This is a genomic window from Paenibacillus sp. BR1-192 (assembly GCF_029542445.1).
In the GTDB taxonomy this organism is placed as follows: domain Bacteria; phylum Bacillota; class Bacilli; order Paenibacillales; family Paenibacillaceae; genus Paenibacillus_AQ; species Paenibacillus_AQ lautus_A.
Genome location: NZ_CP120718.1, coordinates 799,481 through 815,789, shown reverse-complemented (window position 1 = coordinate 815,789; position 16,309 = coordinate 799,481). Strand labels below are relative to the sequence as shown.

16 protein-coding genes are annotated in these 16,309 nt (G+C 53.6%); 5 read left to right on the top strand and 11 right to left on the bottom strand.

Annotated features, from left to right (window positions below):
* Positions 1–52: 52 nt before the first annotated feature.
* From P0X86_RS03590 to P0X86_RS03580, 3 genes are read left to right on the top strand one after another with little or no spacing between them, the layout of a single operon-like run.
* Positions 53–1,591, top strand: coding sequence for a sulfatase family protein (locus P0X86_RS03590; protein ID WP_277747797.1), 1,539 nt, complete (start codon positions 53–55; stop codon positions 1,589–1,591).
* Positions 1,591–2,238 carry a chromate transporter gene (locus P0X86_RS03585; RefSeq protein WP_277747796.1) on the top strand — a complete coding sequence of 216 codons (648 nt, stop codon included), beginning with the start codon at positions 1,591–1,593 and terminating at the stop codon, positions 2,236–2,238. Before P0X86_RS03590 ends, P0X86_RS03585 begins: the two co-directional genes overlap by 1 nt.
* Before the next feature lie 24 nt (positions 2,239–2,262).
* Positions 2,263–2,793, top strand: coding sequence for a chromate transporter (locus P0X86_RS03580; protein ID WP_096777081.1), 531 nt, complete (start codon positions 2,263–2,265; stop codon positions 2,791–2,793).
* A 226-nt stretch (positions 2,794–3,019) separates the two neighbouring features.
* Here the strand turns inward: P0X86_RS03580 and P0X86_RS03575 are convergent, their stop codons facing one another.
* The 4 genes from P0X86_RS03575 to P0X86_RS03560 all read right to left on the bottom strand — a co-directional run bounded on the left by P0X86_RS03575 (position 3,020) and on the right by P0X86_RS03560 (position 6,524).
* The gene (locus P0X86_RS03575) at positions 3,020–3,757 is read right to left on the bottom strand and encodes a sugar phosphate isomerase/epimerase family protein (RefSeq protein ID WP_277747795.1); all 738 of its coding nucleotides are present in this window, start codon (positions 3,755–3,757) and stop codon (positions 3,020–3,022) included.
* Positions 3,758–3,844: 87 nt separating this feature from the next.
* Positions 3,845–4,591, bottom strand: coding sequence for a phytanoyl-CoA dioxygenase family protein (locus tag P0X86_RS03570; protein ID WP_012818926.1), 747 nt, complete (start codon positions 4,589–4,591; stop codon positions 3,845–3,847).
* 77 nt (positions 4,592–4,668) lie between these two features.
* A complete protein-coding gene (locus P0X86_RS03565) occupies positions 4,669–5,547 on the bottom strand; it encodes an AraC family transcriptional regulator (RefSeq protein WP_213580166.1) in 879 nt (292 codons plus the stop codon).
* Positions 5,548–5,615: 68 nt separating this feature from the next.
* On the bottom strand, positions 5,616–6,524 hold the full coding sequence (locus tag P0X86_RS03560; protein WP_096777083.1) for a LysR family transcriptional regulator: 909 nt from the start codon (positions 6,522–6,524) through the stop codon (positions 5,616–5,618).
* A gap of 130 nt (positions 6,525–6,654) precedes the next feature.
* Here P0X86_RS03560 and P0X86_RS03555 point away from each other — a divergent pair, with 130 nt between their 5' ends.
* Both P0X86_RS03555 and P0X86_RS03550 read left to right on the top strand, forming a co-directional pair.
* Positions 6,655–8,127 (top strand): carboxylesterase/lipase family protein, encoded by a 1,473-nt coding sequence (locus tag P0X86_RS03555; protein WP_277748988.1) that lies wholly within the window; start codon positions 6,655–6,657, stop codon positions 8,125–8,127.
* Complete coding sequence (locus tag P0X86_RS03550) at positions 8,127–8,894, top strand: sulfite exporter TauE/SafE family protein (RefSeq protein WP_277747794.1); 768 nt, start codon at positions 8,127–8,129, stop codon at positions 8,892–8,894. The genes P0X86_RS03555 and P0X86_RS03550 overlap by 1 nt, the downstream gene beginning before the upstream one ends.
* 144 nt (positions 8,895–9,038) lie before the next feature.
* Here the strand turns inward: P0X86_RS03550 and P0X86_RS03545 are convergent, their stop codons facing one another.
* The 7 genes from P0X86_RS03545 to P0X86_RS03515 form a co-directional block, all read right to left on the bottom strand.
* Positions 9,039–10,253, bottom strand: a complete 1,215-nt coding sequence (locus P0X86_RS03545) for a TraB/GumN family protein (protein WP_213580164.1) — start codon at positions 10,251–10,253, stop codon at positions 9,039–9,041.
* Between the two features lie 162 nt (positions 10,254–10,415).
* Entirely contained in the window at positions 10,416–11,720 is a 1,305-nt protein-coding gene (locus tag P0X86_RS03540; protein WP_096777086.1) for an ABC transporter permease, read from the bottom strand.
* On the bottom strand, positions 11,713–12,615 hold the full coding sequence (locus P0X86_RS03535; protein WP_041621923.1) for an ABC transporter ATP-binding protein: 903 nt from the start codon (positions 12,613–12,615) through the stop codon (positions 11,713–11,715). Before P0X86_RS03535 ends, P0X86_RS03540 begins: the two co-directional genes overlap by 8 nt.
* A gap of 22 nt (positions 12,616–12,637) precedes the next feature.
* Positions 12,638–13,540 (bottom strand): ABC transporter ATP-binding protein, encoded by a 903-nt coding sequence (locus tag P0X86_RS03530; protein WP_277747793.1) that lies wholly within the window; start codon positions 13,538–13,540, stop codon positions 12,638–12,640.
* Between the two features lie 6 nt (positions 13,541–13,546).
* Complete coding sequence (locus P0X86_RS03525) at positions 13,547–13,948, bottom strand: GntR family transcriptional regulator (RefSeq protein ID WP_036664513.1); 402 nt, start codon at positions 13,946–13,948, stop codon at positions 13,547–13,549.
* Positions 13,949–14,022: 74 nt separating this feature from the next.
* The gene (locus P0X86_RS03520; protein WP_096777087.1) at positions 14,023–14,748 is read right to left on the bottom strand and encodes a hypothetical protein; all 726 of its coding nucleotides are present in this window, start codon (positions 14,746–14,748) and stop codon (positions 14,023–14,025) included.
* 1,095 nt (positions 14,749–15,843) lie between these two features.
* Entirely contained in the window at positions 15,844–16,308 is a 465-nt protein-coding gene (locus P0X86_RS03515; RefSeq protein WP_096777089.1) for a DUF420 domain-containing protein, read from the bottom strand.
* Between the last annotated feature and the right edge of the window lies 1 nt (position 16,309).

Sequence of the window (16,309 nt, the reverse complement as noted above, 5' to 3'; positions counted from 1 at the left end):
TATTTTGATAACCTCTATTTTTCAATATCATCATACTAGGAGGGGATTACACTTGTCGAGAAGACCTAACATTTTGCTAATCACTAGCGATCAGCAGCATTGGAATACGATCGGCGCGTTTCAGCCTGAAATCTCTACGCCGAACCTGGACCGCCTCGCGCGCCAAGGGACGACGTTCGATCGGGCATACTGTCCCAATCCGACCTGCACGCCGAGCCGGGCTTCCATCATTACGGGGCAGTATCCGAGTCAGCACGGAGCCTGGACCTTGGGGACCAAGCTGCTGGAAGACCGCCATACCGTCGGCGAAAGCTTCCAAGAAGCCGGATACCGGACCGCGCTGGTGGGAAAGGCACATTTTCAGCCGTTAACATCCACGGAAGACTACCCGTCCGTCGAAGCTTACCCGATCCTTCAGGATTTGGCGTATTGGCGAAATTTTCACGGTCCTTTTTACGGCTTCGATCACGTCGAGCTGGCGCGCAACCATACGAACGAGGCCCATGTCGGACAACATTATGCCCTATGGCTGGAGGAGCAAGGATGCGCCAATTGGCGCGATTACTTCCTGCCGCCTACGGGAACCATGGACCCTACCCAAACGTACACATGGCCCATCCCGGAAAAATACCACTACAATACCTGGATCGCCGAGCGGACCCATTCGCTTTTGGACCAATACAAGAAGGCGGAAGAGCCATTCTTCTTGTGGGCAAGCTTCTTCGACCCGCACCCGGAATATTTGGTGCCCGAGCCTTGGGATTCGATGTATGATCCGGAGAAACTCACGATCCCGTCCCTGACGCCCGGAGAGCATGACCGCAATCCGCCGCATTTCGGATTGACGCAGGAAGAGGAGCCCGATTTTTCGCATCTCGCTGAGACCGGGTTCGGCATTCACGGTTACCGTTCCCATCACTATTACGAATACGGCTCGAAATCCAGGTTAACGGAATACGACAAGAAAAAGCTGGTCGCCGTGTATTACGGCATGATCAGCATGATGGATAAATATATCGGCAAAATACTCGATAGACTGGACGAACTGGGACTGTCGGAGGATACGATCGTTGTCTTCACCACCGATCACGGACATTTCTTCGGCCAGCACGGCCTTCAAGCCAAGGGCGGGTTCCATTACGAGGATTTGATCAAGCTTCCGTTCATTGTGCGTTATCCGGGACGGGTGCCCGCCGGGAAAAGGTCGAATGCGATACAGTCTCTGGTCGATCTGGCCCCGACCTTCCTATCCTTCTGCGGCATACCCGTCCCGCACGCGATGACGGGCATCGACCAAATGGACGTGTGGCTCGGGGCTGTCGATACCGCAAGGCAGCACGCCCTCTGCGAATTTCGGCATGAGCCCTCAACGATTCATCAAAAAACGTACATCGAGCAGCGTTATAAAATCACCGTTTATTACAATCAAACCTACGGCGAATTGTTTGACCTTGAAGCAGATCCCGGAGAATTGCACAATTTGTGGGACGAACCGGGATATGAGCAGCTGAAGGCGGAGCTGCTGCTTAAATATATCTGGGCCGAGCTTGGCAAGGAGCCGATGCCGATGCCGAGAATCCATCACGCCTAATGGAAAAGCTGAACGCGTTCTTGAGCCGGGCGAAGGAACGGTTCATGCTGCTTACCCGGCTATTCTGGACCTTCTTTCGCATCGGGCCTTCCACCTTCGGAGGCGGATACGCGATGCTGCCCATGATTGAGCGCGAAGTGGTGAGCAAGCAAAAATGGGTGAACGAGGAGGAAATCGGCGAGCTGATCTCGCTTGCCGGTTCCGCTCCCGGCGGCGTCGGCGTGAATGCCGCCGCCATGATCGGCCACCGCCAAGCCGGCATGGCCGGGGCTGTTTCGGCCGTGCTGGGCGTGACATGTCCCACATTTATCATCGTGCTCCTGATCAGCACGGCTGCGGTGTTTTTCCGGGATCAGCCCAAGGTTGAAGCGGCTTTAAAGGGGATGCACGGCGCCATCATCGCGCTGATCGCGGTGGCTGCTTACCGGATGGCCAAATATGCCGTCTTTGATGCCACCACAACGATCACCGCCCTTGCCACCGTATCCGTGATGCTGTTCACCGGCGTCCATCCCCTCTATCTGATTGCGCTTAGCCTGCTCGGCGGCATGGCCGTCATCCGGATCAAGATACGGCTGGGACTTCGAGCGGATACAGAGAAGAAGGCTGCGGCCGACAGCTGCCCGGAATTGGAATATTACATTTGAGCGAAACGAATCGGGGCGAAGGAAATGTATTGGGACTTGTTCATGATATTCATTGGTGTAGGCCTTGTGTCTTTTGGCGGCGGATATGCGGTGATCCCGGTCATTCAGAAGGAGATCACGGAAAAAGGGCTGCTGACCGCAGCGGAATTCCAGCAAACCGTGGCGCTGGCCGGCATGGCGCCCGGGTCGATCGCCACCAATGCCGCCACGCTGATCGGCTATCAGACCGCCGGCTATGCCGGGGCCGTCGTCTCGACCGTCGGCATCATCCTGCCGTCGCTGGTCGTCATCGTGATGCTCTCTGCCTTCTTCTACCGCATGCGGGGGAATCCATGGGTGAAATCTTCGTTATACGGCTTGCGTCCGGTTACGACCGGACTCATCGTCTATGCGGCCATTCATTTTGGTTATCCCGATGAGGGCGACGGGGCTTTAAGAGGACTCATTCCCACGCTGCTGATTTGCGGAGCTTGTTTATTTCTCCTGCTCAAATACAAACTCCACCCGTTGCTGATTCTCCTTGTGGCCGGCGCTGCCGGCATCGTTTTATTCTAACGCTTGACGGTGAAGCGGGAAGCTTCAGATGGTGCTCCAACGGCATCCCAGTATGGTTCTCTTGTGCATCGTGCGCACGGGTCCCTCCCTTCGGGCCTGGTGCGTGCTGGGGCATGCTTGGATGGCTGGCTGCGGGTGTATGAGTGATTCGACAGGGATGGCTTTCCCAAAGAAACGAACAACAAGCCGGAACCTTTATATGGTCCGGCTTGTTCTCGTTTCTTATTTATGGCGCCAACCGTTCCGAAATGCGTTTGGCCATCCACTCGTTTACGTCCCAGAGATCCGCGACGGGAGCCCCTGTGAAAGGGAGGGTGTGCATGTACCCGGGCGGACCAAATTCAGGCGTTATGCTGGTGTGACCGAGCCCTTGCTCTCTTCGGTATTGGACAATGCGTGACCACCAGGCTTCAAAGACTGTCAGCTCCCGGCTGTATTCAGGCGCTCCGGGATGGGGAACCTGCGGGCCCTGAGCGTAGCCTACGCGCGCGTGAATATGGACGGTCCGCCGTATGGCGGCTTCCATGTCTTCCGCATAGTCCTCCAGCAAGGACTCGGTCACGCAGCACCAGTGGCTGAAATCGGCCGTAATGCTCAGCTCCGGGAACTCCTCCAGCAAGGTGCGCGTCGTCCACGGCGTGAACATCGCCCGCGACCGGTGGGTTTCGTGCCCGATGGTGATGCCGACCTCCTGCTCGATCATCAGCGCTGCCTCGAAAAAACGCAATTGCTCCTCGATCTTCATGCCATCCCGGGCGCTATGGGACACGATCAGCTTCGGACCGAAGGCTGCGGCCCGGCGCGCCTGCTCGGCAAAGGTTTCTTGATGGGGGACGGATGTAGTCACTTGGGCAATGTAATGGAGCTGAAATTCCTCCAGCAAATCCTTAAATTCGGCTTCCCGATTCGCTGGCGGCAGCGGAGCTTCAATCCCGGCGTAACCGGCTTGTGCAGCCCTCGTCAATTGGTCCCTTGCAGCTTCCCTCCATGCCCCACAGAGCCTTATACAGCTGAATGTTCAATTCATGCACGCTCCTTTATCCCCTCCGGGTTATTCGTTGACGAATTTCGTTCCGGCGATGTTCTTTCCACGGGCCAGCCACACCTTAAAACCGGGATTCTTATCCGGATAAACCAGCGCGTCCGTCGAGAAATACCGCATGGTGTACCCGCAGCGCCGGTACGGGCTTGTATTCGGCGCCGCGCCATGAATGATGCGCGAATCGTGAAGCGAGCATTCCCCTGGCTCTAGTTCGAAATAAACCGCCCGGGACTCATCAACCGAGCCGCTCTTGATTTGGGTGTCGAACAAATTCTTTGTCCCGTCCACCTCCTCATAGTCCGAGAACCCGCTATGATGCGTGCCCGGAATGACGCGCATGCATCCATTCTCCTTCCAGCTGCGGTCGATCGCCAGCCATACGGTGATAATCTTATCGAAGCTGCTTAATCTTCCGTTCCAGTACGCCGAATCCTCATGCCAAGGCGTAGCGCGTCCGACATGCGGATCTTTGCAGATAAAATGGCTCGACCACAGCCCGATATTCGGCCCGATGATCGGTTCGACCAGATCAAGCACCTCATCGGCCAATAGGAAATCCAGCAGCCTTTCGTCACGGAAATGCGGCGTATCCAGTTCGTCCGATAGCTTGCTGCCCTTCTCCTCCAGCTGTTCTTCAAAGATTGAGGTCAGTACCTGCATTTTTTCGGCGCTAAAGAGCGGTTTCCGGTATAGGTAATACCCGTTCTCCTTATAAAACTCGACTTCCTGCTTCGAAAGCGCTTGCGTTGTCATCATCATAACCTCCAGTCAAGTAAGGATTTCACGAACTGAGGCCATTATATCCCGGACGGTGACACCATACTGCGCATTCGTTAGGAAAAATACTGCATATCTTCGGCTATCCCTGCATGATGGCGGTACTGCCTGGGGGACATCCCTTTTCGCTGACGAAACACCCTCTCAAAATGCCCTAACGTATTGAAGCCGGAGGCGTAACAAATTTCGGTGACGGGCAGCGAGGAAGCCCGAAGCAGCGATTCGGCAAATTGCATTCTGACATTTTGCAGGTAACGCTGAAAGGACTGTCCCACGGACTTCGAGAAACACTCGCTGAAATACGTTGCCGAGTATTGGGCCTGTGCGGCGGCATCTTCCAATCTCAAATCTTCCCGGAAGTGGTGGTGAATGTAGATCAAGGCCCTTTGCAGGTTTACGTTGAGCTGCCGATTCCCGGGCCCGTTCGTGGGCAAAGCGCGGTTTGCGGTACTGCCCCGATGCAGATCCACCAACAGCCGCTGAAGCGTAGCCCGAATCGCGATCTCGCTGCCTTCGCGCCAAGCTCCGGTTTCTTCCCTCATCCGTTCATAATCGGCGAATATCTGCCGGTGCTGCATCTCCTCGAGCTGTGCATGCAGCACCAGCTTGCCTCCGAACAACCAGTGATACAGGTTATCCTCCATCATGGCCTCGGTAAAAATGACATTGTATATTTCAAGAGGCTTGTCTTCCACGGACACCAGTTCATGGAAGTCGGCCGGCGTCAGCAGGAAGAGGGTTCCGGAAGACAGCGGATACGCGGAGCCGTTGAGCCTATGCTCCCCTTCTCCCCCAACTACATAACTCAGCTCGTAAAATTCATGCCAATGCAGCGGAATCGTCCCCGGATGAATGCCGTGAAATACTTGAACAGGCGCGCGAGGCTGCAATCGGTAATCCTCATTGGTTAGCCTGGGAGGCTGTTTGGTTTCCACTTGTGACGCTCCTTTTCGCTTTCGAATTCACTAAAATCTCACGCCGGAGACGGTCAGGTCGGTACCGGCTAGAGCTCTCCCCGAGCCATGTTCTGCCGGTGCGATTCAGCCAGCCGAGCAAAGTACCGAATGGCGAAATCCCGGAACAGTACCGCCGTCTGCATAAGGTATCGGTCCTTGGGCCAAGACAAGGAAATCGAGCGCTTGCACCAGCTTTCTTCGAGCCTCAGCTGGACGACATCGGGCCCGGTTGATCCGCCCCATGTCACGACCGGCAGGAAGGCGACGCCCTGACCCGCTCGAATGAGACCGCGGACGGTGGCGGGGTCGTCGCTCTCGAATCGGATGCGGGGGGTAAAGCCGGCAAGACGGCAGAACGCATCGGTCGTTTCGCGCAGCGATTTGCCCGGAGGCAGCGTAATGAAGCTCTCTTCCTTAAGCTCCCGCAAGCTGACCCGATCTCGATCCGCAAGCGGATGGTCGGCGGGTACCGCAACCACGATCTCCTCTTCGAGCAAGCACACCGAGGTCGTTCCCTTCGGCGGCTCTGCGCCATCGGACAGGCATAAATCGAAGCTCGGCATCCCTACGGATGACAAAACGTGCTGCTGCAATTGGAACTCGGCATTCGGGCATTCTTTGCGAAAATCGGCCAATAGATCCGGCAGCAAATGCGAGGAGACTCGCACATCGAGCGTGATGGCGGCGGAGGTGCTGCCGCTGGCATCCTGCAGCTGCAGCTTTCCGTCCTCCAGCGCCTGCAGCGCAATATCCACTTGATGGAGAAACAGCTTGCCATGCTCGTTCAGACGTATGGATTTGCGTTCCCGCTCGAACAGCTTGGTTCCCAGCTCGGTTTCTAGCGATGCGATCATTTTGCTTAATGCCGGCTGCGATATATGAAGGCTATGGGCTGCTTTCGTCATGTGCTGCATTCGGGCAGCAGTCTGAAAATATTTTAATTGCAACAGTTCCATCTCATTCCAACTTTCTCTGATACATAACTCATCAGTTATCATTTATATAATCTAATATATATTAGGGCTCATCATAGAAACAAGATATAATAATCTCATCTTGTAAGGATAGGAGACGGTCAACTTGATCGTGCAAACATTATCAGGCACAGTGGAAGGCGCCGATTTAAACGGCGTGCATGTATTCCGGGGCATCCCCTATGCTGCCGCACCTGTAGGCAATCGCAGATTCAAGCCTCCGGCCCCTCCGCTCGCTTGGACGGGCGTAAGGCCGTGCAAGCAATTCGGGCCGATCGCCCCCCAGCAGCATCAGCCGAACGGGAACGTGCCCGGACTTGCACAGTCCGAGGATTGCCTAAACTTAAATGTGTGGACAACGGGCGTCAGTGAGAAATTAAAACCGGTCATGGTTTATATCCATGGCGGCGGGTTCGTGTCGGGGAACGGAGCGGAGTGCGATGGATCCCGTTACGCAGCAGAGGATGGGATCGTCTACGTATCGATCAATTATCGGCTGGGCGCGTTAGGTTTTTTGTATTTGGGAGACCTGCTCGGCAACGGGTATGAAACCTCCGGAAACCATGGCATGCTTGATATCGCGGCTGCCCTCCGGTGGGTTCGGTTGAATATTGCCGCTTTTGGCGGCGACCCGTCGCGGGTAACCGTCATCGGCAATTCTGCCGGGGCCAAATGTACCGCCACCCTCTACGTGATGGAAGCGGCACAGGGCTTATTTCACCGGGCCATTGCCCAAAGCGGCGCAACGCAGTCGATACGGGATTGCCAAACCGCCAATGTCACGACTCTTAGGCTGCTTGAAGAGCTGGGGTTACCGCAAGCACAGGCGCATCAGCTGCTTGAACTTCCTGCCGAGAGAATCATCGAAGCGCAGTCGGCGATCGGCTGCGACACCTCGCGCAGCCTGCATATGTTCGGCCCGGTTGCCGACGGCCATGTCATTCCGTTGGATCCACTGGCGAGTCTGGCCGGGAACGCCGGCCTCCCGCCGCTGCTGATCGGCACGAATGAGAATGAAGCGGCTATTTTTATCCATAACGATCCGGCGCTTCAGTGCCCGGCTTTCGAGACGCTCGAACGTTTCTTCGGAGAGAATGCCGCTGTGGCGTGGAATGCTTATGCTTGTTATGAGCAATCGATGGCTTCGGGTGAAGCGTGGAGCAAAACATTGACCGAACATCTCTATACGATCGGAGCGATGCAGTTTGCAGAAGCCGTGGCATCGTCAGGAACTCCTGTATGGATGTATCGGCTCCAATGCGGCGGCTCGCTCGGCGCGATACACGGGTATGAAGGCAGTCTCATCGGCGCAGCATTCAACCGAAATGTGATGCCCGCTGAATGGCACTCCAATGAGGATCCCTATTCCGTAGCCGCCGAGAGCTATGCGCTGGCACGCGCCATGCGGGAAGCATGGGTCGCATTCGTACAAAGCGGAGAGCCGAATATTCGTGCGTTGCCGGCTTGGCCCGTCTATGGGAGCGGGCACCCCACCATGGTACTGGACCAAAACAGCTGCGTTCGAGAGGACCTGCCGGTTCCCGCCGGAATCGGCGTGCCCCATCAGGTTTGGAGGATGGCCTGATGTTGTTGATCAAGATCGCCCTCGTTATGGTGCTGCTCGGACTACTCCTCGGTTTCGTGGGCGCAGGCGGATCGGGTTTTATCATCTCCATCCTGACGGTTGTATTCGGTTATCCCATCCATACCGCGCTGGGTACCGCACTGGCGGCGATGTTCTTCTCGTCGCTTTCCGGTTCGGTCAGCCATTATCGGGAAGGGAATATGGTGCTGAGAACGGGTGCCGTCGTCGGCTTAGCCGGTGCGGCGGGGGCGTGGGTCAGCTCAGGCTGGTCCTCGCTGATTCCCGAGGATCAACTGGGCTTTATGACATCCGGGATGCTCTTCGCCTCCGGACTGGCCTTATGGTTCAGGATGATGTACGTCTCCCGGCGGTCCAAGGCTTCCGAGGTCTCGGCTCCACCGGTTGTCCAGGGTTTCCGATACTGGCTGCAGGCGCTGCTCATCGGACTGATCACCGGTGCCTTATCGGGTTTGTTCGGAATCGGCTCCACCCCGTTCATCCAGATCGGGCTCATGCTTGTCCTCGGCATGTCGATGCGCTTTGCCGCCGGCACGACCATGCTGGTCATCATGCCGATTGCGCTGGCCGGAGGCGCCGGATACTTCTCGATCGGATACCTGGATGTTCAACTGCTCGCCGCCGTTGTGGTCGGGACGATGTCCGGCTCGTACGTCGGAGCAAAATTTACGAAGCGCGTACCCGTTGTCTGGCTGAAAACCTGCATGGTCCTTACCCCAATGATCGGCGCTGCCATATTGCTGCTGTAAGGGCTGTTCGAACAGCTTCTAGTTATTTAATAATAAAATACGGAAACAACAAAAAACCTTCCAATGATCGTCATTCGATCATTGGAAGGTTTTCGCTTTTTGAATGTTAGAATCGAGTCATAATTCGCAAGCGATGGCTTTTATCTATTTACGAACGACGGTATAGCCTTTATCCTCAAGCAGTTTCACGATGCCATGCTCACCCAGATAGTGGGCTGCGCCAACCACGATGAAGTACTCTTCTTTTTTGCCGTTCTTCAGGTATCCGTCGATTTTCTCGGCCATGCCGATGTTGCGGTCAATCAGCATCGCTTTGTTGTATTCCTCATCAACGGCCATGCTGTTGGTGAACTCCAGCAGCGCCTCATCATTACCCGTCTTCCACATTTCAGCCAATTGCTCCACACCGTCATCCAGCACGTCGAAATTATCCAAGGCGATGTTGAGATTCTTTTCTTGCAGCTCTTTGGAGAAGCCATTAAACATGCCGAGCTGCAATTCATAGGATTCTAGCTCGATTACCGGAATTTTGCGCTCGATCGCTTTCTGGACGAAATACAGATCGATTCCAGCAGCGGCTTCGTAGCCAGCCTTCACCGCTTTCAAGCTGCTGATCGTGGTTTCCACTACCCATGGCTTGAATGCATCCAAGGCATTCGGCTTCATGCCGCTCTCCGTCAAGATTTTGCCTAGCTTGGCGTACGTCTCGCCGGACACATGATCCTTGAGCGCTGTTCCATCCTTATACATGCCCATATCCATGATCAGCTGCTGCTGCGCTTCGTCAGCTGCTTTGCTGACATCAACCTCGACGCCGAGATAATCTGCTTCGGCGAAGGCTTCCTCAAATTCCGGACGCAGCGGGTAGAAGCTGTCATCCGCGATATGCATGGAGCCCACCAGATACACAGTATTCCCATTGCTCTCTACTTCCCACATAAACCCGCGGCCGCCGGTCTGTGCGGTTTCCGTCGCCTTGGAAACCAGCAGAACGGTACGGGTTGCTGCATTCCATTTGACCTCATAGCCGGCTGCGTCCCCGACAACCCGAATGGGTGCATAGGTTACGCCATTGATTCGTTTCAGTTTGCCTTTCAGGGTAATGGTCTTACCGTCCACCACCGCAGTAATGGTGTCATCTGCAGCTCCCGTCAGCTTCACGTCCAAAGCCTGGAGCGTGCTTCTAAGCGGAACAAGCGTCGTGCCTTTTTCTATAACCGGTGTGCCAAGCGAATATTCGACAACTTGGTTATTCACTTTCACAGCCGGCTGCTGCGGCGCTGCCATGGCAGGCACTGACGTGGCGAGCATTCCCGCCGAAATCGTGAGAGACAAGAGCATGCGTTTCCAATTTTTCATGTATGTAAGCTCCTTTATGTTGGTGTGGTCTTATGCGGCAAAGAATAACCGTGCTGTACTCTACTTATTTTATGGGGTTATGTCCGCCATACCGATGTCGGTATGGCGCCCCCCTTTAACTCTACTTTTTGTTCCGGCAGCCCTAACACTACTTCCACCGCTTTACATCTTATAAGCCTTCATTGCTTTTCTGAGCTCTTTGAACGTAGGGCGTTTACCATACATCAGGACACCGGTGCGATAGATTTTCGCAGCCAGCCAGCCGAAGACGAGAATGGCCGCGATCAGGATCGCCAGCGAGAGAAGAATCTCCCATACGGTAATGTCGCCTAGTCCGATCCGTACCAGAATCGTGGTCGGCGAGATGAACGGAATGTACGAGGACACCTTCATCAGCATCGAGTTTGGAGCGCTCAGGCTAAAAATCGCGATATAGAACGCCACCAGCGACAGCATCGTAATCGGCATGACCGCCTGCCCTAAATCCTCGGTACGGCTGACGATCGAACCAATGGCCGCATAAAGCATCGCATACAAGAAATAGCCAAGGATGTAGAAGATTAAACCGAACACCAGCAGCATCGGGTCAATCGCGCTCAGGTCGAGATTCATGTCCTTCAATGTATCCAGGTTGTGCGGAAGCATCAGGTTCACGGCGGCCACGATGCCGAATGCGGCGATCTGCGACAGACCCAACAGGAACATGCCGATGACCTTGCCAAACATTTGGCTCAGCGGAGATACGCTTGTAATCAAGATCTCCATAATACGGGAGCTCTTCTCTGTCGTCACTTCGGAGGCGATCATGTTCCCCGTACCCATCAAGGTGAAGAAGAACAGAATAATCAGAGCGTACACCACAATGTAGTTAATAACTTCGGAAGCCCCTTCCTTCTCATCCGAAGCCCCGTCTGCATTGCCAGACGGATTCGTGCTTATGCTGCGTGCGTCAATCTGAACCGGCATATTCAGTTCATTGATCTGGGCATCGGACAAATTGAGTCCTTCTACGATGCTGCGCGTCTTCGCCACCTGCAGCGCTGCTTGCAGATTGGATTGCAGTTCCGGGCTCATGGCCTCGTCTTCGGAGCTGTAGACCACGGTTGGGAACGTATTGCCATCTTGTGCTTCAAATTTCAAATAGCCTTCGATTACGCCGTCTTTAATGTCTTGATTCAGGGCAGCTTCATCTGCCGTTTCGTATTTGACGAATTCGTAGGAATTGGCGGGTAAGCTGCTCCAAGTGGTCTCCAATTGTTCGGCAAGCGTTTGTTCTTGTCCATATACCAGCCCGATGCGGGTGGTCTCGTCGGATCCAGCCTTATCCCCCGTAAACATTTGGATCAGAAAAGGAAGATTGATCCCGATCGTAATAATGAGTGCAAATATCAAGGTAGAAACGAGAAACGACTTCGTTCTTACTTTATTCATGAACGTAAATCGGATAACGGTCCACATATTATTCATTGGATTCACCTACCGCCTTTATGAAGATTTGATTGAGTGTCGGTTCCTTCACTTCAAACCGATGGATCGTGCTTTGCGACATGGCCGTATTCAAAATGTTCTGCGCTGCATCAACCTGACTGATTCGGATGGAGTAACCGTCCTCTGTCCGCTCCACCGCCGTTACGCCAGGCAGGGCTTCAAGACCCCGAACTTCACCGGACGTACCGAGCACCACCTCTTCACGAGGATACTTGGATTTGATATCCTTCAAATTCCCTTTTACCACCGTATTGGAGCGATGGAGAATCGTAATGTTTTTGCACAGTTCCTCAACGTGTTCCATCCGGTGAGTGGAGAACAGAATGCTCGTTCCTTTGTCTCGGAGTTCTTTTACCGTTGATTTCAGAAGTTCGACGTTAACCGGATCCAGTCCGCTGAAGGCTTCGTCGAGAATGAGAATCTGCGGGTCATGGACAACCGCTGCGATAAAGCCCATTTTTTGCTGATTGCCCTTGGACAGCTCTTCGATCTTCTTGTCGTAATAGTCGGGAACTTCAAACCGTTCCAGCCAGTATTTCAAACTCTTATCCGCGTCTTTCGCGGACATGCCCCGCAGCTGAGCCAAGTAGGAAATTTGCTCGCTGACCTTCACTTTCGGGTATAACCCGCGCTCTTCCGGCAAGTAACCCATAATGTGACGCAGTTCCTTGTTGTACGGCTTTCCGTTGTACAGGATCGTTCCGTCATCCGGGTAGATCAGTCCAAGCACCATCCGCATGGTGGTTGTTTTGCCGGCGCCGTTCGCCCCGAGCAGCCCGTAGATTTCACCTTCCTCAACCTGAAGCGAAATCCGGTTTACTGCCGTTTTGTCTGCATAAATCTTAACTACATTGTCTAATTGCAATCGTTGCATCTCCTAAAAACCCCTCTCTATCCTAGTTCTGCACATTGGCAGGCATGTTTCCGTCAATCCATAATCGAAGCACTTCATCCAGCTCCAAGGAACGGGTCTGAATAAACGGGATGCCTGCAGACTGCAGGATCTTCTCCACTTCCAAGCATTCCGTCGTTATAAAAGATATCGTGCTCGCTGTCTCTTGCTTGATGCTCAGAATACCCGGCAGCTCCTTTACAATGGAGGCATCTCCCTGAATCCAGCATTCCCTCCAGTTGTCCAGCAGCGAATCCTTCTCCACCATGCCGAGCATCTTCCCGTGATGGATGAGAATGACATAGTCCGCCAGACGCCGGATTTCATCCACCACATGGGTGGAGAGCACGATGGTCGTATCCATGGACTTCATCACTTTGTGCAGCTGATCGATCATCAGCTTCCAAGCGAATGGATCCAGGCCCGAGGAAGGTTCATCCAGCAGCAGGAACTTGGGCCTTGGCGCCAGCGCAGCGGCGATCTCGAACTTGCGGCGTTCCCCCTTGGACATCTTGCGCAGTTTGACGCCCCGCGGGACATCGAACCTGGATAAAAGCTCATCGAAAAAATAACCGTCCCAATCGTCATACCAGGATGCGCGGAAGCTGGCCGCTTCATCCACCGTCATATGCTGTTCTTCTATGCTTAGCTGTTCAGGAACGAAGCCCATCTGTTTACGGATCGAGACCGGAAGCTCTCCCCGGTAAGACTCGCCGAACCAGGTGATTTCGCCTTCGTCCGGAAACACGGTCTGCATCATCATGTTCAGCAGCGTGCTTTTTCCCGAGCCGTTAGGTCCCACCAGGGCAACGATATATCCTTGAGGAATCGATAATTGGATCGGGCCGATGGTTTTCGTTCTTCGCCGTTTAATGACATTACGAAACTCAATAACATGCGGTTCCATGGAATGTTAGCGACCTCCTTTGGCGTCATATTTTTCCCGGACAACTTCCATGAACATCTCTTTCATCTCATCTTCATTGAATTGAACGGCAAGCCCTTTATCTACGGCATCCCTTAATGCCTCAATGACCGCATCGCGTTTATATTGTTCTCGGGCTTGGTCGCCGACGCCGGCAACAAAGGTTCCCGTGCCTTGCCTCGTTCGCAGCAATCCTTCATTCTCAAGATCCTGATACACCCTGCGCACCGTAATGACGCTACACTTCAGATCTCCGGCAAATTCCCTAATGGATGGCAATAACGTTCCCTCCTCGATTTGACCGCTAATAATGAGCGAGCGCAGCTGTGTTTCAATCTGGTGATATAAAGGCTCTGCGCTATTTTCATTGATCTGTATCAGAAGTCGCACCTTTTACCACCTCGCTTTTCTTTTGTGCATAAGCCCGTGCCATTGCATGCCGTACGGATTCATCTTTAGGTCCTTCATGATAAATCCCTGGTCTGCTGCCGCGTGTAGGTTAACTTGCTCATAAGCAGCATGGACGCCAATCCCGCAATCAGCGAACCCCACATCACCGGAGATAACAGGCTCCATTTCATGGCGGCGTTCGCTGCGAATTCGAAAATGCTGTAACCCAGCAGGCTCAGTACAGCGATCAATCCCGAAAGGAGCAGACTCATAAGAACGGTATTCCTTAGATACACCTTGCCGCTGCACATATTTTCCCAGTAGATATAAGGTCCCGTTAATAAAAATCCAACCCCGACCCATGTCAGCATAAAGGCGATATAGCTTGGAATATCCATCACGCCTCTAAGGTGATTCCCGATAGCATAGATGATTCCGTAAAACACGATGCTGTTGATGGCAAAAGCGATCAGGGAATTAATGATCCGACTAACAAAAATCGCGGAAGCCGGCACCGGTATGCTCCGGTAGAAGTACAGCATTCGGGTGTATGAATCCTCGTTCAAATATTTGAAGGACTTCCGGTTAAATAAAAATCCTACAAAAGGAGCAAAAAGCACCATGATAAAATCGACAAACGGGTTATTGTATTCGTCTAGATGCTCGAACTGAACGTTTATGACGACGCTCGTGGCGAACCCCATGTACAGCATGAACAGTATGTTCCATATGATTTGGAGCTTATCGCTTGCGAAGTCTTTCTTTACGATCTTCATCGCATTATGGATAACCTGTTGCAATGCGTCTCACCCTTTCATTCCTTCATGTATTCATTTCGTTTTATTATCGCAGTCTGATCTCACTGTGCTTAGTGTGATTACTGTGCTCACTGTGTATATCTTTATACACAGTATATAGTGTGTATATAAACAGTGTCAATAGAATTTGTAAAATTTTATGATTATCCTGGTATCAACAGCGACCGGAACGGATACACTCCCCCATCTGCCCACACACTCTCTAAACAGCCGTCAGAGGTTTTCTGCCGGGTGTCACCATCCCTGTGCTGGCGGCTCAATCAACAGCTTCCCTGCTCAAGGGGAGTTCAGCCGTGGAGGAGACCTGGCGTTCGCCTTTGAAACCGGGAAACTCCCCTTACATCTCATCCTAGTTTCCTGGTTTCAACAGCGACCGGAATGGATACACTCCCCCATCTGCCCACACAATACACCCGGCTGAGATAACCATCGGGTGTTCCCTTCCCTGCTGCGGCTCAATCAAGGACTTCCCTGCACCAGGGGAGTGCAGCCGTGGAGGAGACCTGGCGTTCGCCTTTGAAACCGGGAAACCACCTTTTCATCTCATCCCAGTTTCCTGGTTTCAACAGCGACCGGAACGGATACACTCCACCATCCCCGCCCTCACACTCTCTAAACAGCCGTCAGAGGTTTTCTGCCGGGTGTCACCATCCCTGTGCTGGCGGCTCAATCAACAGCTTCCCTGCTCAAGGGGAGTGCAGCCGTGGAGGAGACCTGGCGTTCGCCTTTGAAACCGGGAAACCACCTTTTCATCTCATCCTAAGTTTCCTGGTTTCAACAGCGGCCGGAACGGATACACTCCCCCATCTGCCCACACAATACACCCGGCTGTGATAACCATCGGGTGTTCCCTTCCCTGCTGCGGCTCTCTCAAGGACATCCCTGCACCAGGGGAGTGCAGCCGTGGAGGAGACCTGGCGTTCGCCTTTGAAACCGGGAAACAACCACTTCATCTCATCCCAGTTTCCTGGTTTCAACAGCGGCCGGAACGGATACACTCCCCCTCCTCTGCCCACAATTGAGCCGCCAAAACAAAAAAACACCCGCCAGATTTCTCTGACGGGTGTTCTCCTCCAATTACATTCCAAATATGACTTTCCATACAGGCTGGGTATGCCCGCCCGGGTACAACAGGTACAACAAGGTATACACGGCAACGCCGGTGATGGCCGTAAAGAACCAGATGATCGACGTAACCTTGCCCCACTTGCGGTGTTTGGAGAACTTCTCCTTGAAGCCGAGGACCAGCGTCGTGATCCCGAACACAGCGGCTACGGTAGCCAGTACAATGTGGAAGATCAGGAATACCTGGTAATACGGCTTCAGGTCATCAGGTCCGCCCCATGACGTGTTGCCGATGAATACGGTGCGCGAGGAATAGATGATAAAGAAGATGACGGCTGCGATGGCCGCCCAGATCATCACTTTCTTGTGGGCCTCGCGCTTCCCTTTAATGATAAGTCCCCAGCCAATCGCCACCAGCACGGCGCTGATGACGATGAACGTTGTACTGACCGTGGGAAATATAAAAAACCAATCCATA